Annotated in this window: 26 protein-coding genes and 1 pseudogene; 2 read left to right on the top strand and 25 right to left on the bottom strand. The window is 67.3% G+C overall.

Translation table 11 applies throughout. From position 1 onward, the window contains the following. Positions 1–17: 17 nt before the first annotated feature. From secG to rpe, 14 genes are all read right to left on the bottom strand, one after another. Complete coding sequence (gene secG, locus R4P95_RS09780) at positions 18–251, bottom strand: preprotein translocase subunit SecG (protein WP_109330234.1); 234 nt, start codon at positions 249–251, stop codon at positions 18–20. A gap of 125 nt (positions 252–376) precedes the next feature. Continuing rightward, a complete protein-coding gene (gene tpiA / locus R4P95_RS09775) occupies positions 377–1,162 on the bottom strand; it encodes a triose-phosphate isomerase (protein ID WP_109330236.1) in 786 nt (261 codons plus the stop codon). Next, positions 1,162–2,373 carry a phosphoglycerate kinase gene (locus R4P95_RS09770; protein WP_213571978.1) on the bottom strand — a complete coding sequence of 404 codons (1,212 nt, stop codon included), beginning with the start codon at positions 2,371–2,373 and terminating at the stop codon, positions 1,162–1,164. Before R4P95_RS09770 ends, tpiA begins: the two co-directional genes overlap by 1 nt. Before the next feature lie 17 nt (positions 2,374–2,390). Next, the gene (gene gap / locus R4P95_RS09765) at positions 2,391–3,410 is read right to left on the bottom strand and encodes a type I glyceraldehyde-3-phosphate dehydrogenase (protein ID WP_109330240.1); all 1,020 of its coding nucleotides are present in this window, start codon (positions 3,408–3,410) and stop codon (positions 2,391–2,393) included. A 190-nt stretch (positions 3,411–3,600) separates the two neighbouring features. Beyond that, positions 3,601–4,578, bottom strand: a complete 978-nt coding sequence (gene whiA / locus R4P95_RS09760; protein ID WP_201453625.1) for a DNA-binding protein WhiA — start codon at positions 4,576–4,578, stop codon at positions 3,601–3,603. Then, entirely contained in the window at positions 4,575–5,600 is a 1,026-nt protein-coding gene (locus tag R4P95_RS09755; RefSeq protein WP_213571977.1) for a uridine diphosphate-N-acetylglucosamine-binding protein YvcK, read from the bottom strand. The genes whiA and R4P95_RS09755 overlap by 4 nt, the downstream gene beginning before the upstream one ends. Then, a complete protein-coding gene (gene rapZ / locus R4P95_RS09750) occupies positions 5,597–6,463 on the bottom strand; it encodes an RNase adapter RapZ (protein ID WP_213577963.1) in 867 nt (288 codons plus the stop codon). Before rapZ ends, R4P95_RS09755 begins: the two co-directional genes overlap by 4 nt. A 44-nt stretch (positions 6,464–6,507) precedes the next feature. Further along, complete coding sequence (gene uvrC / locus R4P95_RS09745) at positions 6,508–8,715, bottom strand: excinuclease ABC subunit UvrC (protein ID WP_249353721.1); 2,208 nt, start codon at positions 8,713–8,715, stop codon at positions 6,508–6,510. Positions 8,716–8,780: 65 nt separating this feature from the next. Beyond that, positions 8,781–9,233 carry a PH domain-containing protein gene (locus tag R4P95_RS09740; protein WP_109330248.1) on the bottom strand — a complete coding sequence of 151 codons (453 nt, stop codon included), beginning with the start codon at positions 9,231–9,233 and terminating at the stop codon, positions 8,781–8,783. Next, positions 9,230–9,727: a 6,7-dimethyl-8-ribityllumazine synthase gene (ribH, locus tag R4P95_RS09735; RefSeq protein WP_213571976.1), complete on the bottom strand. Its 498-nt coding sequence runs from the start codon at positions 9,725–9,727 to the stop codon at positions 9,230–9,232. The genes R4P95_RS09740 and ribH overlap by 4 nt, the downstream gene beginning before the upstream one ends. After that, positions 9,724–10,977, bottom strand: a complete 1,254-nt coding sequence (locus R4P95_RS09730) for a bifunctional 3,4-dihydroxy-2-butanone-4-phosphate synthase/GTP cyclohydrolase II (protein WP_109335132.1) — start codon at positions 10,975–10,977, stop codon at positions 9,724–9,726. Before R4P95_RS09730 ends, ribH begins: the two co-directional genes overlap by 4 nt. Positions 10,978–11,057: 80 nt before the next feature. Continuing rightward, complete coding sequence (locus R4P95_RS09725; RefSeq protein ID WP_317744993.1) at positions 11,058–11,666, bottom strand: riboflavin synthase; 609 nt, start codon at positions 11,664–11,666, stop codon at positions 11,058–11,060. 37 nt (positions 11,667–11,703) lie between these two features. Next, positions 11,704–12,759, bottom strand: coding sequence for a bifunctional diaminohydroxyphosphoribosylaminopyrimidine deaminase/5-amino-6-(5-phosphoribosylamino)uracil reductase RibD (gene ribD, locus R4P95_RS09720; protein WP_317745131.1), 1,056 nt, complete (start codon positions 12,757–12,759; stop codon positions 11,704–11,706). Positions 12,760–12,780: 21 nt separating this feature from the next. Next, complete coding sequence (gene rpe, locus R4P95_RS09715; protein ID WP_109335134.1) at positions 12,781–13,464, bottom strand: ribulose-phosphate 3-epimerase; 684 nt, start codon at positions 13,462–13,464, stop codon at positions 12,781–12,783. A 101-nt stretch (positions 13,465–13,565) separates the two neighbouring features. Here rpe and R4P95_RS09710 point away from each other — a divergent pair, with 101 nt between their 5' ends. Next, on the top strand, positions 13,566–13,928 hold the full coding sequence (locus tag R4P95_RS09710; RefSeq protein ID WP_213571974.1) for an MmcQ/YjbR family DNA-binding protein: 363 nt from the start codon (positions 13,566–13,568) through the stop codon (positions 13,926–13,928). Positions 13,929–13,967: 39 nt separating this feature from the next. Here R4P95_RS09710 and R4P95_RS09705 read toward each other — a convergent pair whose 3' ends face one another. The 3 genes from R4P95_RS09705 to fmt all read right to left on the bottom strand — a co-directional run bounded on the left by R4P95_RS09705 (position 13,968) and on the right by fmt (position 17,291). Next, entirely contained in the window at positions 13,968–14,825 is an 858-nt protein-coding gene (locus R4P95_RS09705) for a mycofactocin-coupled SDR family oxidoreductase (RefSeq protein WP_159922667.1), read from the bottom strand. Positions 14,826–14,937: 112 nt separating this feature from the next. Beyond that, positions 14,938–16,371, bottom strand: coding sequence for an RsmB/NOP family class I SAM-dependent RNA methyltransferase (locus tag R4P95_RS09700; RefSeq protein WP_317744994.1), 1,434 nt, complete (start codon positions 16,369–16,371; stop codon positions 14,938–14,940). Further along, a complete protein-coding gene (gene fmt / locus R4P95_RS09695) occupies positions 16,368–17,291 on the bottom strand; it encodes a methionyl-tRNA formyltransferase (RefSeq protein ID WP_213571972.1) in 924 nt (307 codons plus the stop codon). Before fmt ends, R4P95_RS09700 begins: the two co-directional genes overlap by 4 nt. Before the next feature lie 173 nt (positions 17,292–17,464). On the opposite strand from fmt, the pseudogene R4P95_RS09690 reads away from it, so the two are divergent. Then, positions 17,465–17,632, top strand: a pseudogene (locus tag R4P95_RS09690) (RNA polymerase subunit sigma-24); the annotation flags it as partial. Positions 17,633–17,666: 34 nt separating this feature from the next. Here the strand turns inward: R4P95_RS09690 and R4P95_RS09685 are convergent. The 8 genes from R4P95_RS09685 to mihF form a co-directional block, all read right to left on the bottom strand. Continuing rightward, entirely contained in the window at positions 17,667–18,644 is a 978-nt protein-coding gene (locus R4P95_RS09685) for an esterase/lipase family protein (protein ID WP_317744995.1), read from the bottom strand. Positions 18,645–18,739: 95 nt separating this feature from the next. Then, positions 18,740–19,396 carry a PadR family transcriptional regulator gene (locus R4P95_RS09680; RefSeq protein ID WP_213571970.1) on the bottom strand — a complete coding sequence of 219 codons (657 nt, stop codon included), beginning with the start codon at positions 19,394–19,396 and terminating at the stop codon, positions 18,740–18,742. 86 nt (positions 19,397–19,482) lie between these two features. Then, entirely contained in the window at positions 19,483–21,447 is a 1,965-nt protein-coding gene (locus R4P95_RS09675) for a primosomal protein N' (RefSeq protein WP_397517651.1), read from the bottom strand. A gap of 100 nt (positions 21,448–21,547) precedes the next feature. Further along, positions 21,548–22,762, bottom strand: coding sequence for a methionine adenosyltransferase (gene metK / locus R4P95_RS09670; RefSeq protein ID WP_109330265.1), 1,215 nt, complete (start codon positions 22,760–22,762; stop codon positions 21,548–21,550). Between the two features lie 134 nt (positions 22,763–22,896). Then, a complete protein-coding gene (gene coaBC / locus R4P95_RS09665) occupies positions 22,897–24,195 on the bottom strand; it encodes a bifunctional phosphopantothenoylcysteine decarboxylase/phosphopantothenate--cysteine ligase CoaBC (RefSeq protein ID WP_397517652.1) in 1,299 nt (432 codons plus the stop codon). Between the two features lie 14 nt (positions 24,196–24,209). Next, positions 24,210–24,515, bottom strand: coding sequence for a DNA-directed RNA polymerase subunit omega (rpoZ, locus tag R4P95_RS09660; RefSeq protein ID WP_213571968.1), 306 nt, complete (start codon positions 24,513–24,515; stop codon positions 24,210–24,212). Positions 24,516–24,564: 49 nt separating this feature from the next. Further along, positions 24,565–25,179, bottom strand: coding sequence for a guanylate kinase (gmk, locus tag R4P95_RS09655; protein WP_109330271.1), 615 nt, complete (start codon positions 25,177–25,179; stop codon positions 24,565–24,567). An 8-nt stretch (positions 25,180–25,187) separates the two neighbouring features. Beyond that, positions 25,188–25,508, bottom strand: coding sequence for an integration host factor, actinobacterial type (gene mihF, locus R4P95_RS09650; RefSeq protein WP_005262298.1), 321 nt, complete (start codon positions 25,506–25,508; stop codon positions 25,188–25,190). Positions 25,509–25,535: the final 27 nt, after the last annotated feature.

Raw genomic sequence — 25,535 nt, 5'->3', positions numbered from 1 at the left:
CGCATGGTGACGGCTGATCAGCCGAACTTGATCTCCAGGCCGATGCCGATGATCGAGATCAGCCAGATCAGACCGGTGAAGACGGTGAGCCGGTCGAGGTTCTTCTCGACCACGGTGGAACCGGACAGGCTCGACTGGACGCCGCCGCCGAAGAGGCTGGACAACCCGCCGCCCTTACCGCGGTGCAGGAGCACCAACAGAATCAGCAGCAAGCTGGTGGCAACCAGCAAGATATCCAGGAACAGTTCCATGTCTGTCTACGTCCACCCATCGAGTAGCAACAACTACGACCTCGTACACCCTACAGGCGCTCCGCGCTCGTGCGCGTTTCTGGTAGCGGTGGCTACCAGAAAGGCGCACGAGCGCCGGAGGCGCCTCAGGGCAGGGGGCCGCCGGCAGCGATCGCCGACAGCGTCGCGAACTCGTCGGCCTTGAGTGAAGCGCCGCCCACGAGGGCGCCGTCCACATCGGACTGCCCGACGATCTCGCCGACGTTCTTGGCGTTGACGCTTCCGCCGTAGAGCACACGGACCGTGGAGGCCACCGCAGGGGTGGCCAGTTCGCCGAGGGCGGCACGGACCGCAGCACAGACTTCCTGGGCGTCCGACGCACTGGCGACCCGGCCGGTGCCGATGGCCCACACCGGCTCGTACGCAATGACGACCTTGGCGACGTCTTCGGCGGACAGCCCGGCGAGCGAACCCCGCAACTGTTCGACGTTGTACGCCACGTGCTCGCCGGCCTCACGGATGTTGAGGCCCTCACCGATGCAGACGATCGGGGTGAGCCCGTTCTTCAGTGCTGCCTTGGTCTTGGCCAGCACGGTGTCGTTGTCCTCACCGTGCAGGGTCCGACGCTCGGAGTGTCCGACGACGACGAACGTGCACCCCAGCTTGGCCAGCATGGAACCGCTGATCTCGCCGGTGAAGGCACCCGAGTCGTGCGCCGACACGTCCTGCGCCCCGTAGGTGAGCAGGAGCTTGTCACCCTCGACGAGGGTTTGGACACTGCGGATGTCGGTGAACGGTGGGAGCACCGTCACGTCGACCTTGTCGAAATACTTGTCCGGCAGCGAGAAGGCAATCTTCTGAACCAGCGCGATCGCCTCGAAATGGTTCAGATTCATCTTCCAGTTGCCGGCGATCAGCGGCTTGCGCGCCATCAGCCCTCCAGAACCGAGATGCCGGGCAGTTCCTTGCCCTCGAGATATTCGAGAGAGGCTCCACCACCAGTCGAGATATGCGAGAAGCCGTCCTCGGGTAGATCCAGCTGACGCACCGCGGCCGCGGAGTCGCCGCCACCGACGACGCTGAAGGCGCCCTTGCCGGTGGCCTCGATGATGGCCTCGGCAACACCCTTGGTGCCCGCAGAGAACTTCTCGAACTCGAACACACCCATCGGGCCGTTCCAGAACACCGTCTTCGCGCTGGTGAGGATCGCCGCGAATCGGCGCACCGACTGCGGTCCGATGTCGAGGCCCATCCAGCCGTCCGGGATCTCGAGCACCGACACGGTCTTGGACTCGGCATCCGCCGAGAAGGAGTCCGCGATCACCACGTCCTGCGGGATGTGAATGACGTCGGCGTACCGGTCGAGTAGCCCCTTGCACGTCTCGATCATGGACTCCTCGCACAGCGAGTTGCCGACCGAGACGCCCTGCGCGGCCAGGAACGTGTAGAACATGCCGCCACCGATGACGAGGGTGTCGACCTTGGGGGCCAGTGCCTCGATCACCGCCAGCTTGTCCGACACCTTCGACCCGCCGAGCACCACCGCGTACGGCCGTTCGGCGGCCTGGGTCAGCTTGCCGAGCACCTCGACCTCGGCGGCGACGAGTGTGCCCGCGTAATGCGGAAGCAACTTGGCCACGTCGTAGACGGACGCCTGCGCGCGATGCACGACACCGAAGCCGTCGGAGACGAAAGCACCGTCGTCTCCGACGAGCTCGACGAGCGCCGCGGCGAGCTTGGTGCGCTCCGCCTCGTCCTTGCTCGTCTCGCGCGCGTCGAAGCGGATGTTCTCGAGCAGGAGCACGTCGCCGTCCGTGAGACCCTCGGAGCGGGCCAGAGCGTCCTGGCCGACGACGTCCCCGGCGAGCTGGACGTTGCGGCCGAGCACCTCCGCCAGCTTCACTGCCACGGGTGCGAGCGAGAACTTCGGATCGGGCTTGCCGTCGGGACGGCCCAGGTGGGCGGTGACGATGACCTTGGCCCCGGCTTCCGCCAACGCCTTCAACGTGGGGGCGGACGCGATGATGCGGCCGGGATCGGTGATCTTGTCACCGTCGAGCGGAACGTTGAGGTCGGAGCGCACCAGCACGGTGCGGCCTTCCACCCCAGCGTTCAGCAAATCCTGGAGAGTCTGAACTGCCACTGTTATCGGACCTTTGCTCAGAGAGATTTGGCGACGAGACCGATGAGGTCGGCCAGGCGGTTGGAGTAGCCCCACTCGTTGTCGTACCAGGACACGACCTTCGCCTGATCCTCGATGACCTTGGTGAGTCCCGAATCGAAGATCGAGGAGTGCGGATCGGTGACGATGTCGGAGGACACGATCGGCGCGTCGGTGTACTTGAGGATGCCCTTGAGCGGTCCCTCGGCCGCAGCCTTCATCGCGGCGTTGATGTCCTCGACGCTCGCCGACTTCTTCAGGTTTGCGGTCAGGTCGGTGACCGAACCCGTGGGGATCGGCACGCGCAGCGCGTAGCCGTCCAGCTTGCCGAGGAGCTGCGGGAGCACGAGGCCGATGGCCTTGGCCGCACCGGTACCGGTGGGAACCACGTTGAGAGCGGCGGCGCGGGCCCGACGCAGGTCGCTGTGCGGGCCGTCCTGCAGGTTCTGGTCCTGGGTATAGGCGTGGACCGTGGTCATGAGGCCCTTGACGATGCCGAACTCGTCGTCGAGCACCTTGGCGATGGGCCCGAGGCAGTTGGTGGTGCACGAGGCGTTGGAGATGATGTTCTGGCTGCCGTCGTACTTGTCGTCGTTGACGCCCATCACGATGGTGATGTCCTCGCCCTTGGCCGGGGCGGAGATGATGACCTTCTTGGCGCCGGCGTCGAGGTGACCCTTCGCCTTCGCGGCGTCGGTGAAGATACCGGTGGACTCGACGACGACGTCGACGCCCAGGTCACCCCACGGAAGTGCCGCGGGACCTTCCTTGATCGCGAGAGCCTTGATCTTCTGGCTTCCGACCACGATCGTGTCTTCGCCTTCGAGCGAGACGTCGTGCGGAAGACGACCCAGGATGGAGTCGTACTTCAGGAGATGCGCGAGCGTTGCGTTGTCCGTGAGGTCGTTGACCGCCACAATCTCGATGTCGGTGGTTCCGAGCGCCTTCTGCGCATCCACCGCCCTGAAGAAGTTACGCCCGATACGGCCGAAACCGTTTACGCCTACCCGGACAGTCACAATCTGCTCCTTTGCGCATGATTCTGGTGTACAGCTCTGCTGCTCCCGCACCACTCGAATCCATGTGTGCATGGCTGGGCGCGAGGGTCCATCGGTCGATGTGTTTCTTACCCTAGTGCTCAGGATCGCCCGGCGCGCACTTCACCCACGCCCAGCACAGTCCCGCACTCCGGCATGCGGGCCGGACAGCTTACGCGTCGTCGAGAAGGTCTGCGGTGACCGCCGACTCGGTGTCGGGGATCCCGGTTTCCTTGGCTTTGCGGTCCGCCATGGACAAAAGACGCCGAATCCGCCCTGCGACAGCGTCCTTCGTCATCGGGGGGTCGGCGAGCTGGCCGAGCTCTTCCAGCGACGCCTGCCGGTGCTCGACGCGCAGATGCCCGGCCGCCGCCAGGTGGTCCGGCACCTCGTCGCCCAAAATCTGGAGGGCCCGCTCGACGCGGGCTGCGGCTGCCACTGCCGCACGGGCGGAGCGCCGCAGGTTCGCGTCGTCGAAGTTGGCCAGCCGGTTAGCGGTGGCCCGAACCTCACGGCGCATCCGGCGTTCTTCCCACACGAGGCGGGTGTCCTGCGCCCCCATCCGCGTGAGCAGAGCCCCGATGGCCTCACCGTCACGAATGACGACACGGTCGGTGCCGCGGACTTCTCGCGCTTTCGCCGAGATCCCGAGCCGGCGAGCAGCGCCGACGAGCGCGAGCGCGGCCTCCGGACCGGGGCAGCTGACTTCGAGTGCCGAGGATCGTCCCGGTTCGGTGAGCGAGCCGTGCGCGAGGAACGCACCTCGCCAGGCCGCCTCCGCATCGGCGACACTGCCGCCGACGACCTGGGCCGGCAGACCGCGCACCGGACGTCCCCGCAGGTCGAGGAGCCCGGTCTGACGGGCGAGGGCCTCACCCTCCTTCGCAACACGCACGATGTACCGCGATGACTTCCGGAGTCCCCCGGCGCTGAGGACATGGACGTCGGCGCTGTAGGTGAACAGGTCGAAAATTTCCCGGCGCAGTCGCCGAGCCGTGGAGCCGAGGTCAACTTCGGCCTCCACCACCACACGGCCACCGACGATGTGCAATCCCCCGGCGAACCGCAGCAGCGACGAAACCTCGGCCTTCCGGCAACTCACATGAGTGACGACGAGACGACTGAGTTCGTCTTTGACCTCTGCTGTCATTGCCACGAAGCGCTCTCCCTTTCCTCTGGTGTCCCGGCCACAACGCTCCCCCGAGACCCCGGGTCGGGGCCGCTCCAGAGCTGTTCGAGAACGGACGCAAGTTTGCCTGCATGGTGCGTGTGGGTGCCGTGTTCCGACACGTCGGCGTAGACGACGCGGGCCCGGAACTGCTCCGCGGCGCGGTCGAGATGCTCGCGTTCCCGGCCCGGGGGGACGGACGCGGAATCGACGACCACGAAGTCGACAGTGAGCCCCGGTGCGTGCCGGGACAGCACGTGTAAGTGCCGTTCCGTGGAGAAACCTGCGGTCTCACCGGGCTCCGGTGCGAGGTTGAGCACCAGCACCTTCCGGGCGACGGTCGCGATCAGGGTGTCGAGAAGTTCGGGTACCAGGACGTGCGGGATGACACTGGAAAACCACGATCCCGGACCGAGGACCACCATGTCGGCGGCCTCGATCGCTCGCACCGCGTCGGGACATGCCGGTGGGTTCGCGGGCAGCAACCGAACGCGGCGCACCTTGCCCGGGGTGGTCGCGACCGCGACCTGCCCGCGGATGCAGCGGCTGACTCGCGGGTCGGCCTCGAGGCCTTGCACGTCGGCTTCGATATCGAGGGCGATCGGCGACATCGGCAGCACCCGGCCGTCGATGCGGAGCAGCCGGGCGAGTTCGTCCAAAGCGGCAACGGGGTCGCCGAGGACTTCGGTCAGGCCGGCCAGCATGAGATTTCCCACCGAATGCCCGGCCAGAGCGCCGATACCCCCGAACCGGTGCTGGATGGTGTCCGTCCAGTCCTGCACGTCCGGGTCGTCCGCTGCGAGCGCCGCCAGCGCCATCCGAAGATCTCCGGGCGGGATGACGCCCAGTTCCGCGCGCAGGCGACCCGACGAACCCCCGTCGTCCGCGACGGTGACGACGGCGGTGACGTTCCGGCTGAGCCGGCGCGCCGCACTCAGCGTGGCGAAAAGCCCATGACCTCCGCCGAGCGCGACCACTGCGGGGTAGGCGTGCTCCGCCGTCATTCGCGCCCCAGATCACGGTGAACGACACGCACGCCGAGCCCGGAGTCCTTTCCGAGCCGGCCTGCCAAGGCCTCGGACATCGCAACACTGCGATGCTTACCGCCGGTGCAACCCACCGCGATGGTCATGTAACGCTTCCCCTCCCGACGATATCCCGCGATCGTCAGATCCAGCAGATGGTGATAGGTGGTCAGATAGTCGTCCGCGCCGTCCTGCGACAACACGTAGTCCCGCACGTCCGGGCTCTGTCCCGTGTGCGGACGCAGTTCGGGGATCCAGTGCGGATTGGGAAGAAACCGGACGTCGCAGACCAGGTCCGCGTCCATCGGAAGACCGTACTTGAAACCGAACGACTGGACCGTCACCTGCATCGTTCGGTGCTCGGCGTCCCCGAAGGCGTCTTCGATCTTCTGCCTCAGCTGGTGCGCGGCGAGGGACGAGGTGTCGATCACCAGATCCGCGGCGGCCTTGACCTTGGCGAGTTGGTCGCGCTCGGCGGCGATGCCCTCGGACAGGGTGCCCTGGGCGCCGCCCCCGGACAGCGGATGACTTCGCCGCACCTGCTCGAAGCGGCGCACCAACACCTCGTCGGACGCATCGAGGTACAGCACCCGGGTGTGCACCGGCTTGCACTCCAGCTCGGTGAGAACCCAGCCGAGGTCTCCGGTGAACAGCCTGCTGCGCACGTCGATGACCACCGCGAGGCGTTCGAGTCGCGAATCGGATTCCAGACTCAGATCCACCATGCGGGAGATCAGTTCCGGTGGCAGATTGTCGGCGACGTACCACCCGAGGTCTTCGAGAACCTTCGCGGCGGTTTGCAATCCCGCCCCCGATAGCCCGGTGACGAGAAGGAAGTCCATCGGCCGAACCGTGGGTGGACGGTCGCTCTGCGCGTGCTGATCGTTCACTCGACACCTGTCCGTTGCGAAGCGTGTAGCCCTACTGTGTCGCGCTGTGCCGGCGGCTCCTGCTCTGCTGCCGGGTCCTGCTGTGCTGCCGTGTCGTGCCGGATGTCTGCGCCGTTCTCTTCTGTGCTGCCGGTTCCGTTGCGATCGGGTTCATCATCCCCCACTCCCGCCACCGCCGCAGACGGTTCCCCGGCCCCGAGGGCGCTGAGGACGGCCTTGGCCGTGGTCGTGCCGATCCCGGGCACCGCCGTGATCTCCTCGACAGTGGCCTGCTTGAGGCGGGCGACGGAGCCGAAATGGGTGACCAGCGCCTTGCGGCGGGTATCGCCGAGACCGCGTACGGAGTCGAGCGCCGATGCCGTCATCCGCCGCGAGCGCTTGCTGCGGTGGAAGGTGATGGCGAATCGGTGCGCTTCGTCCCGCACCCTCTGCAGGAGATACAGGGACTCACTGGTCCGGGGCAGGATCACCGGATCCTCCTCCCCGGGTACCCAGACCTCTTCGAGTCGCTTGGCAAGCCCGATCACCGCGACATCGGTGATCCCGAGTTCCTCGAGAACAGCGGATGCGGCCGCCACCTGCGGCGCACCCCCGTCCACCACGAAAAGGTTGGGCGGGTATGCAAAGCGTCGCGGACGCCCCGTCTGAGGATCGATCGCCGCCTCGGGTGCGAGATCGCCGCCTTCGGAGCCTTCACCCGCCGCCTCGGCCTCCGCCCTCAGCACACCGACGTCGCGGTTGTGCCGCAGGAAACGCCGACGGGTGACCTCGGCGATGCTCGCGACGTCGTCGGAGCGGCCATCGCCGGCGGCCTCCTTGATCGCGTAGTGGCGGTAGTCGGACTTGCGGGGCAAGCCGTCCTCGAAGACGACGAGTGATGCCACGACGTCCGTGCCCTGCACATGGCTGATGTCGACACACTCGATGCGCAGGGGCGCGGAATCCAGATCGAGAGCCTCCTGGATGCCCTGCAGTGCAGCCGACCGGGAGGTGAAGTCACCAGCGCGTCGCAGCTTGTGTTGCGCCAGCGCCTCCTGCGCATTGCGCTGCACCGTCTCGGCGAGGGCCTTCTTGTCGCCGCGCTGCGGCACTCGCACCCGGACTCCTGATCCACGCAACCCGCTCAGCCACTCCTGCACCTGCTCGGTGTCGTGTGGCAGTACCGGGACGAGCACCTCTCGCGGGACGCCGTTGCTTTCACTCTCGCCGTCGGCGCCGCCCGCCAACGCCGCCTGCTCGCCGTAGAACTGAGTGAGGAACTGCTCGACGAGAAGCGGTAGGTCCGAGCCTGCCTCGGAATCGACCGTTGCCCAGTCGATGACGTCTCCAGCTTTCTCGACCACCCAGCCGCGCTGCCCGCGGACCCGGCCCCCGCGCACGTGGAACACCTGGACCGCCGCTTCGAGTTCGTCGGTCGCGAAGGCGACGAGGTCGGCATCGGTGCCGTCGCCGAGCACCACCGCCTGCTTCTCGAGTGCCCGCCGTAGCGCGCCGACATCGTCACGCAGCCGCGCCGCCAACTCGAAGTCCAGCTCTTCGGACGCCTTCTGCATGCGTGCCTCGAGCTCGCGGACCAGCTTGTCGGTGCGGCCGGACAGGAAGTCGCAGAAGTCCTCCACGATCTGCCGGTGTTCCGCCGCCGACACGCGCCCCACACAGGGCGCCGAGCACTTGTCGATATAGCCGAGCAGACAGGGCCTGCCAATCTGGTTGTGCCGCTTGAACACCCCGGCCGAACAGGTCCGGGCCGGGAACACGCGCAGCAGCAGATCCAGGGTTTCGCGGATAGCCCAGGCGTGGGAGTAGGGACCGAAATACCGCACCCCTTTACGACGCGGACCGCGGTAGACGAACAACCGCGGGAACTCCTCGTTCAACGTGACCGCGAGCACCGGGTAGGTCTTGTCGTCGCGGTACCGGACGTTGAACCGCGGATCGAATTCCTTGATCCAGTTGTATTCGAGCTGGAGTGCCTCCACCTCGGTGCTCACCACGGTCCACTCGACGCTGCCAGCAGTGGTGACCATCTGACGGGTACGCGGATGCAGCGTCGTGACGTCGGCGAAGTAGGAGTTCAACCGCGAACGAAGACTCTTCGCCTTCCCCACGTAGATGACCCGGCCGTGCGGATCGCGGAACTTGTATACCCCCGGCGCCACCGGAATCGTTCCGGTCGCGGGGCGATATGTCGAAGGATCGGGCACCCCTCCACGTTAGTCGGCGCCACCGACCAACCCCGCATCCGCGACGGCTGTAACAGGCCGGCCCGTCAGGACGGTGCGTACTCCGACACGAGGTCGCGGAAGCGGTGCACGGCGTCCACCGCGTAGTCGCGGTCGTTCGACTGGATCGCCATCACGGGAACGTATTCGTCGTCGGGGAGTTCTATCCGCGCCCATGCCGCGCCGTCGGGAAACGAGAGTCCCTCGTACAGGTCCCAGTCGACGATCCGTTCGCCCAGAACGTTGCGGACAGCGATGCCGCGGGGGCCGACGCGCAACCGCGGACGTGTGAGCAGAAGCACCGCCCCGGCGAGCAGACACCCGATGCCGACGAAGGCCACCTGATCCGCGAGCCGGAAGTAGACGCCCGTCGAGTCACCGCGCAGGAGAATGGCGAACGTCACGTGAAGGACGACCATGAGAATCGCCACGCCGATCGCGTACCGACTCGACTTGCGTGGTCGCGAGACGAACTGCCACTCGGTTTCCGAGGAGGTCATGCGAGCGCATCTTCCGTTCGTTCCCGGCGCAGGCGCGCCAGGGTGACCGCAGTGTCGAGCGCCGCAGCGCACGCCTGCCCGCCCTTGTCCTCCACCGCACCGGGCAGGCCGCTGCGGTCGATCGCCTGCTGTTCGGTATCGGTGGTGAGAACACCGTTGCCGACGGGAGTGCTCTCGTCGAGGGACACCCTCGTCAGGCCGGCGGTCACCGCGTCGCAGACGTACTCGAAGTGCGGGGTACCGCCGCGGATCACGACACCGAGGGCGACCACGGCGTCATGAGTGCGGGCCAGTTCCTGGGCCACCACCGGCAGTTCGATCGCACCGGCCACGCGCACCAGGGTGACCTTCTTCACCTTCGCGTCCGCGGCGACCCGCTGTGCACCGGCGATCAACGCCTCCGAGATCTCCGCGTGCCAGCTTCCCGCCACGATCGCCAGCTCGAGGTCCTGAGCCTCACCGAGTTGCAGGTCGGGCAGACCTTCCCCACTCACAGCAGTTCTCCCGCTTCGAAGTCGTCGAGCCCGATCAGGTCGTGCCCCATCCGGTCGCGCTTGGTGCGCAGATACGTCAGGTTCTCGGCGTTCGCGCGCAGCGGCATCGAGACACGCTCGGTGATCTGGAGGCCATAACCGTCGAGACCGACCCGCTTGGCCGGATTGTTCGTGAGCAACCGCATCGACGAGATGCCGAGATCGACCAGGATCTGCGCACCGATCCCATAGTCGCGGGCATCTGCCGGCAGACCCAGCTCGAGGTTGGCGTCGACGGTGTCCGACCCGGCGTCCTGCAACTGGTAGGCCTGCAGCTTGTGCATCAGTCCGATGCCACGACCTTCGTGCCCCCGCATGTAGAGCACCACGCCGCGACCTTCCTGCGCCACCATGTCGAGCGCCGCGTCGAGCTGGGGACCGCAGTCGCAGCGCAGTGACCCGAACACGTCACCGGTGAGGCACTCCGAGTGCACCCGCACGAGGACGTCGCTGCCGTCGCCGTCGGGACCCGGCAGGTCGCCGCGGACGAGCGCGACGTGCTCGACGTCGTCGTAGATGCTCCGGTATCCGACGGCGGTGAACTCGCCGTGCCGGGTGGGGATCCGTGCGGCCGCGACCCGTTCGACATGCTTTTCGTGTTTGCGGCGCCATGCGATGAGATCGGCGATGGAGATCAGCGCGAGATTGTGGTCGTCGGCGAAGACCCGCAACTCGTCGGTCTGGGCCATGTGGCCCTCGTCCTTCTGGCTGACGATCTCGCAGATCACGCCCGCCGGCCGGAGGTCGGCCATCCGGGCCAGGTCGACGGCGGCCTCGGTGTGGCCGGGGCGGCGCAGCACCCCGCCCTCCTTGGCGCGCAGCGGCACGACGTGGCCGGGACGGGTGAAGTCCTGGGCTCCGCTGGACGGGTCGGCGAGCAACCGCATGGTGGCGGCGCGGTCGGATGCGGAGATCCCGGTTCCGATGCCCTCACGGGCGTCGACGGTCACCGTGTACGCCGTGCCGTGCTTGTCCTGATTGGTGGCGTACATCGGGGGCAGACCCAGCCGATCGCAGTCCGCACCGTCGAGGGGCACACACAGGTAGCCGGAGGTGTATCGAACCATGAAGGCAACCAACTCGGGGGTGGCCTTCTCCGCCGCGAAGATGAGGTCTCCCTCGTTCTCCCGGTCTTCGTCGTCGACGACGACGACAGCCTTGCCTGCGGCGATATCCGCAACGGCGCGCTCGATACTGTCGAACCTGGTCACGTGCTCGGTCTCCAAAGTCTTGACTTACGCATCTTCGAATACAGCAATCGCATCCGTCGGATGCTTCTCAACAGTACGACTCAGCGGCCGGCGGCTTGCAGGCGCTCCACATACTTGGCGATCACGTCGACCTCCAGATTGACGGGTGTGCCGACCGGCGCCCCTCCCAGTGTGGTCAGGTTCAGCGTGGTGGGGATCAGCGAGATTTCGAAATACTCGTCGCCGCGCTCCCCGCCGAGCGCCGACACGGTCAGCGATACCCCGTCGACCGTGATCGATCCCTTCTCCACTACATACTTCGAGATCGCGTCGGGCAGAGCGATCCGCACCACTTCCCAGTTGTCGGACGGGCTCCGGCTGATGATGTGACCGGTACCGTCGACGTGCCCCTGAACGAGGTGACCGCCGAGCCTGCTGTTCAGCGCTGCCGCCCGCTCGAGGTTGACCCGGCTCCCGACATCGATCTTCTGCAGACTCGACCGGTTCAAGGTCTCCTGCATGACGTCGGCCGTGAACGACCCGTCGGCGAGCACTTCCACGACGGTGAGGCACACGCCGTTCACGGCAATCGAGTCTCCGTGCGACGCATCGGAAGTGACCACCGGACCGCGCACGGTGAACCGTGCGGCGTCAGCCAGCTCTTCCTTGGCGACGACCTCACCCAATTCTTCGACGATTCCGGTGAACACGGTGGCTACTCCTCGTTTTCAGGGCTGACAGTGATATTCAGGGCTTGCTGGACAAGGCCGGGTGCTCCGGCGGTGCCGGAATCAAACTCAACAACAAATCGGGGCCGATTGTTTCGACGGACTCGTGGTGGAACCGCAGTGCGCCGTCGATCGTGGACACCCCCGCCTCCGACACCGCAGGCCTGCCGGCACCGAGTACCAGCGGAGCGAGGTAGGCCTGGATCCGGTCGACCCGGCCTGCGGCAAGGAAGGCACCCGCCAACCGGGGCCCGCCTTCGAGCAGAACGTCGGTGTACTCGGCGAGGGCGGCGACGACGTCGTTCACATCGTGAGTGCGGAGCAGCAGCGTGGGCGCCGAGTCGTCGAGAACCCGAGCGCGCGGCGGAAGCTCGCTCCGGCCCACGACCACGCGCAGCGGTTGGTGGGCCGCGAGGGACCCGTCGGGCAGCCGAGCCGTCAGCCGGGGGTCGTCGGCGAGCACGGTCCCCGTGCCGACCACGATCGCATCGAGCTTCGCGCGGTCGGCGTGGACCCGCGCCCGGGCGTCGGGACCGGTGATCCACTTGCTGGTTCCATCGGCTGCGGCACTACGGCCATCGAGGGTCGCCGCGTATTTCCAGGTGATGTGCGGCCGGCCGGTGCGTTGCCGGTGCAGCCAGGCCCGGAGCGGCCCGCGCTCGACTTCCTGGGCGCGCAGTCCGGAGGCGACGGCGACGCCGGCGGCCGCGAGAGTTTCGGCGCCACCGGCTGCCTCGGGGTTGGGATCGGCCACCGCATAGTGGACGGCCACGACCCCAGCCTCGATCAGCGCGGTGGAGCAGGGCCCCGTGCGGCCGTGGTGGTTACACGGTTCCAGAGTGACCACGACCGTGCCTCCGCGCGCCGCGTCACCCGCCTCCCGCAACGCCACGACCTCGGCGTGTGGACCGCCCGGGGGCTGGGTCATTCCCACCCCGGCGATACGCCCGCCGGCGTCGAGCACGACAGCACCGACCGCGGGGTTTGGGCTGGTGAAACCACGCGCCGACTCCGCGGCGCCGATGGCGATCAGCATCGCGGCGTCGAGGTCTGCGGCGGAATTCTCGTGGGGCACGTTCACGGCGCGGCTGGGCCGTTACCGCGAGATGCTCAGGTGCGGAGAGGCTTTGGCCGCACTGGCTCGGAGCGCCTGCACCGCTTCGGCGGGATCGGAGGCGCCGTAGACGGCGGACCCGGCGACGAAGCAGTCGACTCCCGCCTCGGCGGCGGCCTCGACAGTGTCGGCGTTGATGCCGCCGTCGATCTCCACGATCAGCGTCAGCTCGCCCGAGTCGACCAGACGGCGTACGGCCTTCGCCTTGGACAACACCTCCGGGATGAAGGACTGTCCGCCGAATCCGGGCTCCACACTCATGACGAGAAGTGTGTCGAAATCTTTCAGAATTTCCAGGTAGGGCTCGATCGGCGTTCCCGGCTTCACACTGAGTCCGGCTTTCGCGCCGGCCGCCCGAATGTCGCGGGCCACCGACCGCGGGTCGTCGGTGGCTTCGGCGTGGAAGGTCACATTGTGTGCGCCGGCTTCGGCGTAGGGCGGTGCCCAGCGTCCCGGGTCGTCGATCATGAGGTGGCAGTCGAGCGGAATGTCCGTCGCCGCGAGCAGGCTCTTCACCACGGGAAGACCGAGCGTGAGGTTCGGGACGAAATGCGCGTCCATCACGTCGACGTGAAGCCAGTCGGCACCGGCGACCGCGGTCGCCTCCTCGGCGAGACGAGCAAAATCTGCAGACAGGATGGACGGTGCGATCATCGGGGTTGCCACGCGCCGGAGTTTAGTCGCACGCGGAAACGTCTCGGACCACACGGTCGGACCCCGCGAGAAACGTCGTCGCCCGCCGTCACGATTCCGTCATACTTGGGGGCATGGCGACCTGGGCGGACGTGGTGGACATCGGGCGGTCACTTCCCGCAGTGGAGGAAAGCACGTCCTACCGGACCCCGGCGCTGAAGGTGGCGGGCAAGCTGATCGCGAGACACCGCACGGAGTCCGACGGCGGGCTCATGGTGGTGTGCGGTCTCGACGAGAAGGCCGCTCTCCTCGAGGAGGGAAACGCCTTCTACACCACCCCCCACTACGACGGGTACGGCGCGATTCTGGTCCGTCTCGCCGAGGTCGACCTCGACCAACTCACCGAGCTTCTGCAGGATGCCTGGCGGATCAAGGCCTCTGCTCAGCTCCGCAAGCAGGCCGACCGTCCCCGATCGCCAAGTCCGCGGCGATCGTAGGGCGCGGTGCGCCGCAGGCGCGAAATCCGGTACGCAGACTCAGACCCCCAGCTTGAGACCCGCTCCCGCGTCGACCCGGAGCTGCTGTCCGGTGACGAACCGCGACTCGTCGGACGAGAGGTATACCACCGCGTGGGAAATATCCTCGGGCTCCACCCACGGCGTCGGCATCGCCTGCATGAAGGGGAACGTCACCTTCGCGTCTTCGGCCGTCGGGTTCTCGAGGTCGGGCCGGAACGTGCGGAACATCGGCGGGCTCTGGAGCATGTCCGTGTTGCAGTTGGTGGGATGGATGGCGTTGACGCGGATGGACTTCGGGCCCAGGGTGAGCGCCAGCGAATGCGTGTATGTCTGCAGCATCTTCTTGGCCAGACCGTATCCGTCTCCGCCCGGCCCCTGGAGAGCCTGCTGACCGTTGAGGCCGGTCTGGGGGACGAGGCCGGCCACCGAACCGGTGGCGATGATCGACGCGCCACCACCGAGATGCGGCAGAGCGACGTGGATGGTGTTGACCACACCCACGAAGTCGACGTCGAATGCGTCCACGAATCCTTCGACCGGCACATCGTTGCCGAGTGGGGCGATACCCGCGTTGGCCACCACCACGTCGAGCCGCCCGAGTCTGGCGACGGCGGCGTCGAGTTCCCGTTTCAGCGCCGCGCGATCACGCACGTCGACCTTCGCCGTGACCACGCGACGTCCCGCCTTCTCGACGAGCTTCCCGGTCTCTTCCAGATCGGCCGGCGTCGCGAGGGGATACCCGTTCGATGCAATGTCCTCGCAGAGGTCGAAGGCGATGATGTCGGCGCCCTCGTCGGCGAGGTGGACGGCATGACTGCGACCCTGCCCCCGTGCTGCGCCGGTGATCAGAACTACTTTCCCCGCTACCCGATTCATCGTGAGTCCTCCACTCGCTTGTGACAGACGACCTTCGTCGCGAGAAAAGTAGAACACGTTTTAGCACGAATGGGAACAGGTTCTAGTTATCTGAACGAGCGTCTGATTACGGTCACTCCATCGGCTTCCGCAGCGCAGCGAGGAACATCGCGTCGGTGCCGTGGCGGTGCGGCCACAGCTGCACACTCGTACCGTCACCGAGTCCCGGAACGCCCGGGACCAGCGCCCTCGTGTCGAGCGCTGTCGCGCCATAGCGGCGTACCGCATCCGCCACCACCGCCACTGTCTCCGACAGGTGCGGAGAACACGTGGAATACACGACGACACCACCCGGGCGCACCAACCCCAGCGCCGAGGCGAGCAGTTCCCGCTGCAGTTTCGCCAGACCGGCCACATCGGACGGCTGCCGACGCCAGCGTGCCTCGGGGCGGCGCCGCAGGGCACCGAGACCGGTGCACGGCGCGTCGACCAGGATCCGGTCGTAACCACCGGCAAGCCCGGGATCGCGCCCGTCCGCGACATGCACGTCGACCGGGAGTTCCCGCGTCGTCTTACGAATGAGGTCGGCGCGGTGCGCCACCGGCTCCACCGCATCGAGTCGCCCGCCCTCGATACCTGCGAGTGCGCCGAGCAGCGCGGCTTTACCACCGGGTCCGGCACAGAGATCGAGCCAGCGCCCGCCGTCCGCTCCCTCGAGTGGGGCCAGGGCGAGTGCTCGGGCCACCAGCTGACTACCCTCGTCCTGCACACCGGCCAAACCCTCGCGCACAGCGTCGAGCTGGCCCGGGTCGCCACCGTCGAGATACACCGCATACGGCGAGTACCGGCCGACCTCTCCCCCGGTGACCAGAGCCAGTTCTTCCGCCGAAATCTCACCCGGACGCGCGACGAGGTGAACGGCCGGACGGGAATCGTCGGCGATCAGGACATCCTCGAGTTCGCCGGCGTCGGGCCCCAGCGCATCCGCGAACACCTGCGCGATCCAGGCCGGGTGCGCATGCTGGAAGGCCAGCCGCCCGATCGGGTCGGACGGCGCCAACCGCTCCACCCACTCCGCTTCCGACCGCTCCGACACCCTGCGCAACACGGCGTTGACGAACCCGGCCTTGCCCGGACCCGCCTCTGCGCGGACGAGGTCGACAGAGGTTGCGACGGCGGCGTGCGGGGCCACCCGCGTACGGAGAAGCTGGTAGGCGCCCAGCTGGAGCACATCCAACAGCGGGCCGTCGACCTCCTCGATCGGGCGGCCCGCACAGTCCGCGATGACCGCGTCCAGCAGTCCCCGCGCTCGCGCCGCACCGTAGGCCAATTCGGTGGCCAGCGCGGCGTCCCGGCCGTCGAGTCGCCGTTCCCGCAGCAGTCCGGGGAGGACCAGGTTCGCGTAGGCGTCCCGTTCACGCACTGCCCGCAACACGTCACGCGCAGCGAGCCGAGGCTGATCCAGACCCGCTTGGGCGGCATCGGGCCGACGCGCCTGGCGCGGCCGATTGTTGCTCGCGCCTGTTCCTGCCCTCTTGCCGCGTGCGGGTCTTCTCGAGTCGCTCACTGTGCCCGTACCTTCGCGTCGAGTCGTGCGCCCCGCGCCCAGTCGAGAGCGGACATCTGTTTTTTTCCTTGAGGTTGGATCCGGTCCAGCCGGACTGCCACCGTGGAGGTTCCGACGAGGAAGTCGCTCTTGGTCACGGAGATTTCTCCGGGCTCGAGCCTGTCGTCGGTGAGGGTGAGCGGGCCGACCTTGACGCGAACGTCCCCGATCGTCGTCCATGCTCCCGGTGCGGGTGTCACCGAGCGGACATGCCGATCGATCACCACAGCTGTTCTGTCCCAACGGATTCGGGCTTCCTCCACCGTCACCTTGGGTGCATACGAGACGCCGTCCCCTGGCTGCGGAACCGCGGTGATCGTGCCGTCCGCCAGTCCGTCGAGAACGGATTCGAGGAGAACCGCCCCGCTGTCGGCCAATCGGCCGAGAAGGTCACCTGCGGTATCGGTAGCGCGGATTCGCTCGGTCACGACCCCGTACACCGGTCCCGTGTCCATTCCAGCCTCGAGCCGGAAGGCGCTGGCGCCCGTCATGTCGTCGCCGGAGGCGATCGCCGCCTGCACCGGCGCCGCACCCCGCCAGGCGGGCAGCAGCGAGAAGTGCAGGTTGACCCAGCCGAGGGCCGGAATGTCCAGCACCTTCTGCGGAAGCAACGCACCGTAGGCGACGACGGGAGCACACTCGGGTGCCAGGTCGGTCAGTCGCGCGAGGAACTCCGGATCGGAGGGTCGCTCGGGCGTGAGCACCTCGATACCGTGCGCGTCCGCAAGGGCACCGATCGGCGATCGGACTACCTTCCGCCCTCGCCCGGCCACCGCGTCCGGCCGCGTGATCACGGCGACCACCTCGTGACGGGCGGAACGGATGAGTCGCTCGAGAGACGGCACAGCGGGTTCGGGTGTACCGGCGAAGACTAGGCGCACGTCGGCGACCCACACAGCTGACGACGGACCGCGGTGCGGGCCGAAACGATACTCACGAAAAAGCTCCCCTTGGGTCGACGGTGTGACGACCAGTCTAGGGAGTCGCGCGCCTCACGATGACACTGCGATGCGCAACCACGACAAACCGGCGGGCTCCAGGAAATGTCGCGGCACGCCTGCCCCGGTACGCCGCCGTCGCGGCATACCTCCACGAGCGGGATGGTGACCCGGTGACCGCTGCACGGCTCTACGCGGACGCTGCCCGATCGGCGTCCAGCCTCGCCGAACGCGACCACCTCACGCGACAGGCGGCACGACTCAACGCGCAAGGCCGCCGGTGATCCCCGGCGACAGGCCACACTCGCGTCTGCGATTTCAGAAGTTGCTGTCGACGACTACCTGGGGAATGTCCGCGCCGATCGGAACGAACTCGCATCGCGCATTCGGAATGGCGTTGGGGTCCAGAGCCGTTCGGATGAGATCCAACGCGAACGAATCGTACGGTGCCCGGAAATGCCCCGACCCGTCCTGCGGACACAGGTCCTGGATGACGAGGTTCACCGCCCCGTCGCCGTGCAGCGCCATGTTGGAATACGGCTGGATCATTTCGTCGTAGCGCGAGCTGACGGTGGTGTAGGAGACACCGGGAACCGTGTCGCCGCCGGCATTCAGTTCGGTCATGAACGGCGACCCCTGCATCTGCTGACCGACCGCCACAGAGGTGAGCTCGGTGACCACGTCCGGCCCACCGGGGAGCGCCTGGAACATCGGGGCGAGCCCGAACATCACACCGCCGTAACTGGGCGAAGCGAGCCCTACCCACTGGTCGACGAAGCGCGCACCACCGAGCTTGTTCACGTAGTACCTGCTGACATTCGCTCCTTGCGAGTATCCGACCACGTCGACTTTTTCCGCACCCGTCGACTCGCGGACCTGAGCGACGAATCGGCCGAATTCTCCGGCACTGTCGACGATGTCTTCGGTGCCGTACGTGTCGGCGCCGGGTTTGCCGCCGTAATTGAGGGCGAAGACGCAGTATCCGTCCGCCGCGAGCAAGGGAGACAACGCCGCCCAGTCGGTGTAGGCGCTGGCGTCGGTGCCATGCGCGAGAACGACGGGCTCGGGATGCTCGGGCGCGGGCGTACAGGAGAAATCGTTCGATCCGGCGGGAGCGCTGCCCGGATGCGCTTCCGCGTACGCGGCGGCCGCGCTGCGCGCGCTCTGCGGGACCCCGACACCCGCGGGCACTTCGAGTCCCGACGCCTGAACGTCTTCGGCCTGGGCTGTGGTCGGCCCGGCGGAAAACAGCAAGGCAACACAAGCAGCGACCGTGACAACACCTCGAAGGTTCATGATCTCTCCCCGACACCGCGGATATTCCCTGTGAACTTTCCCAGAGTGTGCCCGTGGTGTCGCGACGAGAGTGGGACCCTACGCGCGGTGTGTCGCTAGGAGTCGGCGCTCTTCGTGTCGCCGGAGTCCTGTTCGTCCTCCGCGAGAAGCCGGTACAACGCACGCCGGGTTTCGGTGAGAATTTCTCCGGCTCGCCGGATCTGATCCTCATTTCCCACAGCGGCAACCTGCCCTGCCGCGCCCATGAGCTGCCCGATCAGGCCGCGCAGGTCTTCGGCCGGCCGGCCGACACTCTCGCGGACGTCGTCCCAGGGGGTGCCGAGCTCTGCGGTGTTCGCCTCGACGAACGCCTTCCCTTCCTCGGTCAGACGAGCGGTCTTGCGTCCCGCGACCTTCTCGATGAGAACGAGCCCCTCGTCCTCGAGCTGCGACAGTGCGGGGTAAATCGATCCGGGGCTGGGCTTCCACACCCCACCACTCCGGTCGACGATCTGCTGGATGAGCTCGTACCCGTGCATCGGTTCCTCCGCGAGCAGCAGGAGGATCGCCGAACGGACATCACCGCGTCGCCCCCTGCCACCGCGGCCCCGGCCTCGGCCGAACGCCATACCCGGACCGAATCCGGGATCTCCGTCCGGACCGAACGGGCCGCGACGGTGCCCGTGACGGTGCGCGCCCTCTGGGCGGCCCGTCCGCTGGTGCGCGAATCGGTCCCTGCGGGAACCGCGGTGTCCGAAATCAAAGTTCTGCATGTCAGCCTCCTCAGGCTTATCGGTGATGCATCAACGATATATCGTCAAAAGCCCTCGCGCAACCATAGGGGATGAGTGCATTGGCATCAGCCGATGTGGATGGGGTCGATCTGGACTCGCACCGGATGCGATTCCCGCCGGGCACTGCGGACCGCCTGAGCTGCAGACAGCGCCTCCGCCAACGGTTTTCCCTCACCACGGGGTACGCGCACCAGCATCCGCTCGACATCGGCCGGCTCCGGCGAATCACCGGCGACAGGCAAGCGGGCCCCCTCCGGCAGTTCCACAGGGCCCAACAACTCCGCGTTATCAGGAAGGTCGGCCAGTTCCAGGAGCTCCGCGACAGCCTTTGCGCTGCCGTCGACGGCCGCCAGATGAATCGCCGGCGGAAACCCGACTTCTGCCCGTTCTTCGTACTGCGCGCGGGCGTGACCGACCGGATCCCATCGGACCAGTGCTTGCACTGTCGGAATACCTGAATCGGCGACAACGACCACCTGGCCACCGTCACCGAACGGCTTCACGAGGGCCGAAGCCGTCATCCAGCGCCGCAGGGTCTCCTCAGCCGCTCGGAGATCCGGACGTCCGAGCAACGCCCAGCCGTCCAGGAGCAGTGCGGCGCCGTATCCGCCGGTCATCACCGGTTCGGCGCCGACGGTGGAGACCACCAGCGCCGGCCCCGGCTCGACGACATCGATGACGTCGCTTCCCCCGGACATCCGGACCGGTACACCGGGAAACGCTCGCCCGAGTTCCTCCGCCGTCCGGCCTGCTCCTACCACCACGGCCCGCAGCGCTCGGGCGCCGCAGGCGTGACAGCGGTGCGCGGCGTCCGCGACCCCGCACCATCGGCATGCCGGTGTGCCCGCCCCGTCCGGACCGGCGGCCGACGGAAGCGCCAAGGGCCCGTTGCACCGTCTGCAGCGGGCAGGAGCGCGGCATTTGCCGCACGCGAGACTCGGGACATACCCACGGCGGGGCACCTGGACCAGCACTCCCCTGCCTGCACCGAGCGCCTCGCGTGCCGCGGCGAAGGCAATGGCAGGCAGGCGGGCAGCGCGGGCTCCCGGGTCTCTGGCGAGCGCATGATCGCTGTCAGCGAGGGCGGTGATCTTGGGGGCGCGGGCCCGGACCACGTCGCGGGACGCGACCAGGTCGTGTGCCCATCCGGAGTCGACGAGGGCCTGCCCCTCGGCGGTGCGGGCATGCCCGGCCACCACCATTGCGCTCCCGGCGGCGTACGCCCGCAGGAGCGCCACCTCGCGAGCGTGGGGGTAGGGCGCCCGCGGCTCGGAGTGACTGTCGTCGCCGTCGTCCCAGATGACGATCAAACCTGTCCGAGGCGTCGGCGCGAACACGGAACTGCGGGTGCCCACGACCACTTTGGCGGTCCCCCGAAGGGCGGCAAGCCAACGCCGGTACCGCAGCGCGGGGCCGAGACCCGCGGCGAGACCGACGACCCGGTTACTGCCCAGCAGGGACTTTACAGCCGCAACCACCCGATCCAGATCGCGCTGATCGGGCACCACGATGACCGTGCTGGTGTCGGCGCCGGCGGCGATTGCCGACAGTTCGGCCAGCCGTGCCGGCCAGTCCTCGCCGGGCAGCGCCTGCCAGACGGCCCGCGGACTCCGCTGCTCCGCAAGGGCGGACAGGAACGCCTCACCGTGAACGTACTGGGCCCACGCTTCTCGGTCGACGGCGTGTTCCGGTGTCGGAGCGGATTCCGGCGCGCCCTCCGCTTCTGCCCGGGCGTGCCGCGGCGGAACGGCCAGACGCAGCACATCCGCTCGGGTACCTGCGTACCGAGCGGCAACGAGTTCCACGAGCCGGGTGATCTCCGGAGTGAGTACTCGCTCCGGAGAGATCACCCGTTCGAGCCAGCCGAAGCGTCCCTGGTGATCGCTGGTCGCCGTACGGGAAACCACGAAACCGTCCACGAGACGCCCCGCAAATCGGATGCGCACCCGCACACCCGGTTGAGCCTGCTCGTCGAGCTCGCGAGGAACGAGATAGTCGAACTCGCGGTCGAGGTGCGGGAGCGGCAGCATCGGCAGCACCCGCGCCACCGGATCGACCTCCGCCGCAAGCTTGGCTGACGTCACAGCCTGCCCTCCACCGGGACGGCGCCCGCAGCAGGGCGGCTACCGATCAGAGACCTGCAGCTGCGCGCAGCTTCTCCGCCCGATCGACGCTCTCCCAGGGAAGATCGATGTCGGTGCGGCCGAAGTGACCGTACGCGGCAGTCTGTGCGTAGATAGGGCGCAGCAGGTCGAGGTCGCGGATGATGGCGCCCGGACGCAGGTCGAAGGTTTCGGTGATCGCCTGTTGGATCCGCACCGGATCGGTCTTCTCGGTTCCGAATGTCTCCACGAACAGCCCGACCGGCGCAGCCTTTCCGATCGCGTACGCCACCTGAACCTCGATGCGATCCGCGAGACCTGCCGCGACTGCGTTCTTGGCCACCCAGCGCATGGCGTAGGCGGCAGACCGGTCCACCTTCGACGGGTCCTTGCCGGAGAACGCGCCACCACCATGACGGGCCATACCGCCATAGGTGTCGACGATGATCTTCCGCCCGGTCAGCCCGGCATCACCCATCGGGCCACCGAGGACGAACTTGCCCGTCGGATTGACGAGAAGTCGAATGTTCGACGTGTCGAGCTCCGGCATCCGGAGGTCGGCGAGCACCGATCCGAGAACCTTCTCCCGCAGATCCGGTGTGAGGAGGTTGTCGAGATCGATGTCGGCAGCGTGCTGCGTAGAGATGACTACGGTGTCGAGGCGGACGGGCTTGTCCCCGTCGTACTCGATCGTGACCTGCGTCTTTCCGTCCGGTCGCAGGTACGGCAGGACGCCGGACTTACGGACCTCGGTAAGGCGACGGGAGAGCCGGTGAGCCAGCGCGATCGGCAGCGGCATCAGTTCCGGGGTGTCCGTGGTGGCGAACCCGAACATCAGTCCCTGGTCGCCGGCCCCTTGCCGGTCGATGTCGTCGTCGGTCAGGCCACCGGTCCGGGCTTCGTGTGAATGGTCGACGCCCTGCGCGATCTCCGGGGACTGCGCACCGATCGCTACGTTGACGCCGCAGGAATTGCCGTCGAAACCCTTCGCCGACGAGTCGTACCCGATCTCGAGCACGGTGTCGCGCACGATCTTGGGTATGTCGGCGTAGGCGGTGGTGGTCACCTCGCCGGCGACGTGGACCTGTCCTGTGGTAACCAGGGTCTCGACTGCGACCCGGGCGCGTGGGTCGTCCGTGAGGAGGGCGTCGAGGATGGAGTCGCTGATCGCATCACAAATCTTGTCCGGGTGCCCCTCGGTCACAGACTCACTGGTGAATAGCCGACTACCGGACTGGCTCACAGAATTCCCTCTCGACAGTTGTCTTCTGGACAGCGCTTGGAAACAGCTTAGCTATGTACCATCGCGAACGACCCTAGCGGCACCCCGGTGTGAGTGACACCTTTACGCTCACCGAAACAACCGAGGATCCGTCCTCAACGGGCCCGGAACAGTTGCTCGACGGCATCGAGCACCCGGCTCGCCATCAGTGCCTTCGAGCCGTGCTCGAGGGCGGACTCCGAACCGTCCGCGCCGAGTAGCCATCCGTCGTTGTGGTCGACCTCGAAGGCTTTGCCCTCCCCGACGGCGTTGACGACCAGGAGGTCGCATCCCTTCCGGGCGAGCTTCGCGCGCGCATAGGTGAGGACGTCTCCGTCCGCGTCACCGGTTTCGGCGGCGAAACCGACGATCACGGTGGCCGACGGGATCTCGCCTTCGGCCCGGGACTGCACCAGACCGGCCAGAATGTCCTCGTTCTTGGTCAGTGCGATCGCGTCGGGCTCTCCGGCGCCCTTCTTGATCTTGCTGGCCACCGTGGTGGACGGACGGAAGTCGGCGACCGCGGCCGCCATCACGACCGCATCGAACTCGGGTGCGTGTTTGGCGACGGCAGCACGCATGTCCTCGGCCGTGCGCACGTGAACGACGTCGACGGCGGCCGGATCAGCGAGGCCTGCGGTGTATCCGGACACCAGCGTGACGTCGGCGCCGCGCTGCACCGCGAGACGGGCGATGGCATAGCCCTGCTTCCCGGAGCTGCGATTGCCGAGGAAACGGACCGGATCGAGCGGTTCCCGGGTGCCACCGGCCGAGACGAGGATCCGACGCCCTTCGAGATCGCGCGGCAACGCGTCGGGCCGCTCGAGGAGCAACGAGGCGAGCCCGACGATCTCATCCGGTTCGGGCAGTCGGCCGGCGCCGGTGTCCTTGCCCGTCAGGCGACCGGATGCCGGCTCGATCACCGTGGCCCCACGCAAGCGCAGGGTTGCCACATTGGACACCGTGGCGGGATGCTCCCACATCTCGGTATGCATCGCGGGCGCGAACACCACCGGACATCGTGCAGTGAGCAACGTCGCGGTGAGCAGGTCGTCGGCCCGCCCGGCGACGGCACGGGCCATCAGATCCGCGGTGGCAGGCGCGATGACCACGAGGTCCGCTTCCTGCCCCAGGCGGACGTGCGGCACCTGCGGAACGTCGGCGAATACTCCGGTGTGCACCGGATTGCCGGACAGCGCCTCGAACGTCGCCCGGCCCACGAACTCGAGGGCGGACTCCGTCGGGATGACGCGCACGTGGTGGCCGCTCTCAGTGAACGCGCGGATGATCGCGCAGCTCTTGTACGCCGCGATACCGCCGCCGACACCGACGACGATTCGCTTGCGTGCGACTACGGAGGGGGCAGATTCGGAGAGACCCGTTTCGAGCCCGGGGCTCGCCGCCTTGTCGGGCACGGCAGTTCCTCCGCTCACTCGCCTTCGGTGTGCTCGAGCAGATCGGAGTGGATCTCACGCAGCGCGATGGACAAGGGCTTTTCCTGCAGGCCCGGCTCCACCAGGGGGCCGACGTACTCGAGGATGCCGTCACCGAGCTGGTTGTAGTAATCGTTGATCTGCCGGGCACGCTTGGCCGAGTAAATGACCAGCGCGTACTTCGACGAGGTGCGTGCGAGCAGCTCGTCGATCGGAGGATTCGTGATTCCGAGCGGTGTGTCATAGGCAGGCAGGGCGCCATGGCTGGGGGTTGCGGACGCGGCTGCGGGGGTGCTGCTCACTCGGTATCTCCTGAAATAGTTCTGGCTAGTGGATGTGAGAACTAGTGGTCTACCCGGACTGTTCCCGGGGTCCAACCAACAAGGATACCAACTCGTCGCACGATCGGCTGACATCCTCGTTGACGATGACCTCGTCGAACTCGTCCTGAGCCTCGAGCTCGACCTTCGCGGTGGCGAGACGACGCTCCACCACTTCCGGCGATTCGGTGCCCCGGCCGGTCAAGCGCTCGACAAGTGCTTCCCAACTGGGCGGGGCCATGAAGACCAGAAGCGCCTCCGGCATCGCAGCCCGCACTGCCCGGGCACCGGCGAGATCGACCTCGACCAGCACCGGTTTTCCCTGCTCGATGGCACGGCGGACCGGTTCGGCTGGGGTCCCCGACAGCTGGAGGCCACCGTGGATCTCCGCCCACTCGAGCAGCTCGCCCGACTCGATCATCCGCTGGAATTCGTCGCGAGAGGTGAAGCGGTAATCCTTACCGTCCACCTCGCCCGGGCGTGGGTCACGTGTCGTCGCGGACACGCTGAAGACGAGCTCCGGCAGCCGTTCCCGCAACAATCGCACCACGCTGGACTTACCGACAGCCGAGGGGCCGGCCAGGACAACCAGCCGACCCCTCCGCACTGCGGTCTTTCTTTCTGACACTCGAGCGTCAGCTACCACTGTCGCGCTCAGGCCTCGAAGTCGAACCTGGCGAGCAGGGCCTTACGCTGCCGATCGCCGAGGCCACGGAGGCGACGGGTCGGAGCGATCTCCAGCTCGGTCATGATCTCCTGCGCCTTGACCTTGCCCACCTTGGGCAGTGCCTCGAGCAACGCCGACACCTTCATCTTGCCCAAGATCTCGTCGTCCTCGGCGTCCTTGAGAACCTGCTTGAGGTCGGTGCCGCCACGCTTCAGGCGCTCCTTGAGCTCAGCCCTGGCTTTACGGGCAGCAGCTGCCTTCTCCAAAGCAGCAGCGCGCTGCTCATCAGTCAACTGGGGAAGGGCCACGGTTCCTCCGTCTCGTCGTTGGCAAAT

Origin of the sequence: Rhodococcus sp. IEGM 27, from assembly GCF_033142305.1 — a bacterium.
In the GTDB taxonomy this organism is placed as follows: Bacteria; Actinomycetota; Actinomycetes; order Mycobacteriales; family Mycobacteriaceae; genus Rhodococcus_F; species Rhodococcus_F oxybenzonivorans.
This window is presented reverse-complemented; position numbering and strand designations above follow the sequence as displayed.

Excerpts from the sequence above, each read along its gene's own strand:
- secG (WP_109330234.1), bottom strand. The coding sequence starts at position 251 with ATGGAACTGTTCCTGGATATCTTGCTGGTTGCCACCAGCTTGCTGCTG.
- tpiA (WP_109330236.1), bottom strand. The coding sequence starts at position 1,162 with ATGGCGCGCAAGCCGCTGATCGCCGGCAACTGGAAGATGAATCTGAAC.
- whiA (WP_201453625.1), bottom strand. The coding sequence starts at position 4,578 with ATGACAGCAGAGGTCAAAGACGAACTCAGTCGTCTCGTCGTCACTCAT.
- R4P95_RS09755 (WP_213571977.1), bottom strand. The coding sequence starts at position 5,600 with ATGACGGCGGAGCACGCCTACCCCGCAGTGGTCGCGCTCGGCGGAGGT.
- rapZ (WP_213577963.1), bottom strand. The coding sequence starts at position 6,463 with ATGGACTTCCTTCTCGTCACCGGGCTATCGGGGGCGGGATTGCAAACC.
- R4P95_RS09740 (WP_109330248.1), bottom strand. The coding sequence starts at position 9,233 with ATGACCTCCTCGGAAACCGAGTGGCAGTTCGTCTCGCGACCACGCAAG.
- R4P95_RS09710 (WP_213571974.1), top strand. The coding sequence starts at position 13,566 with ATGGCGACCTGGGCGGACGTGGTGGACATCGGGCGGTCACTTCCCGCA.
- R4P95_RS09705 (WP_159922667.1), bottom strand. The coding sequence starts at position 14,825 with ATGAATCGGGTAGCGGGGAAAGTAGTTCTGATCACCGGCGCAGCACGG.
- R4P95_RS09685 (WP_317744995.1), bottom strand. The coding sequence starts at position 18,644 with ATGAACCTTCGAGGTGTTGTCACGGTCGCTGCTTGTGTTGCCTTGCTG.
- R4P95_RS09680 (WP_213571970.1), bottom strand. The coding sequence starts at position 19,396 with ATGCAGAACTTTGATTTCGGACACCGCGGTTCCCGCAGGGACCGATTC.
- R4P95_RS09675 (WP_397517651.1), bottom strand. The coding sequence starts at position 21,447 with ATGCTGCCGCTCCCGCACCTCGACCGCGAGTTCGACTATCTCGTTCCT.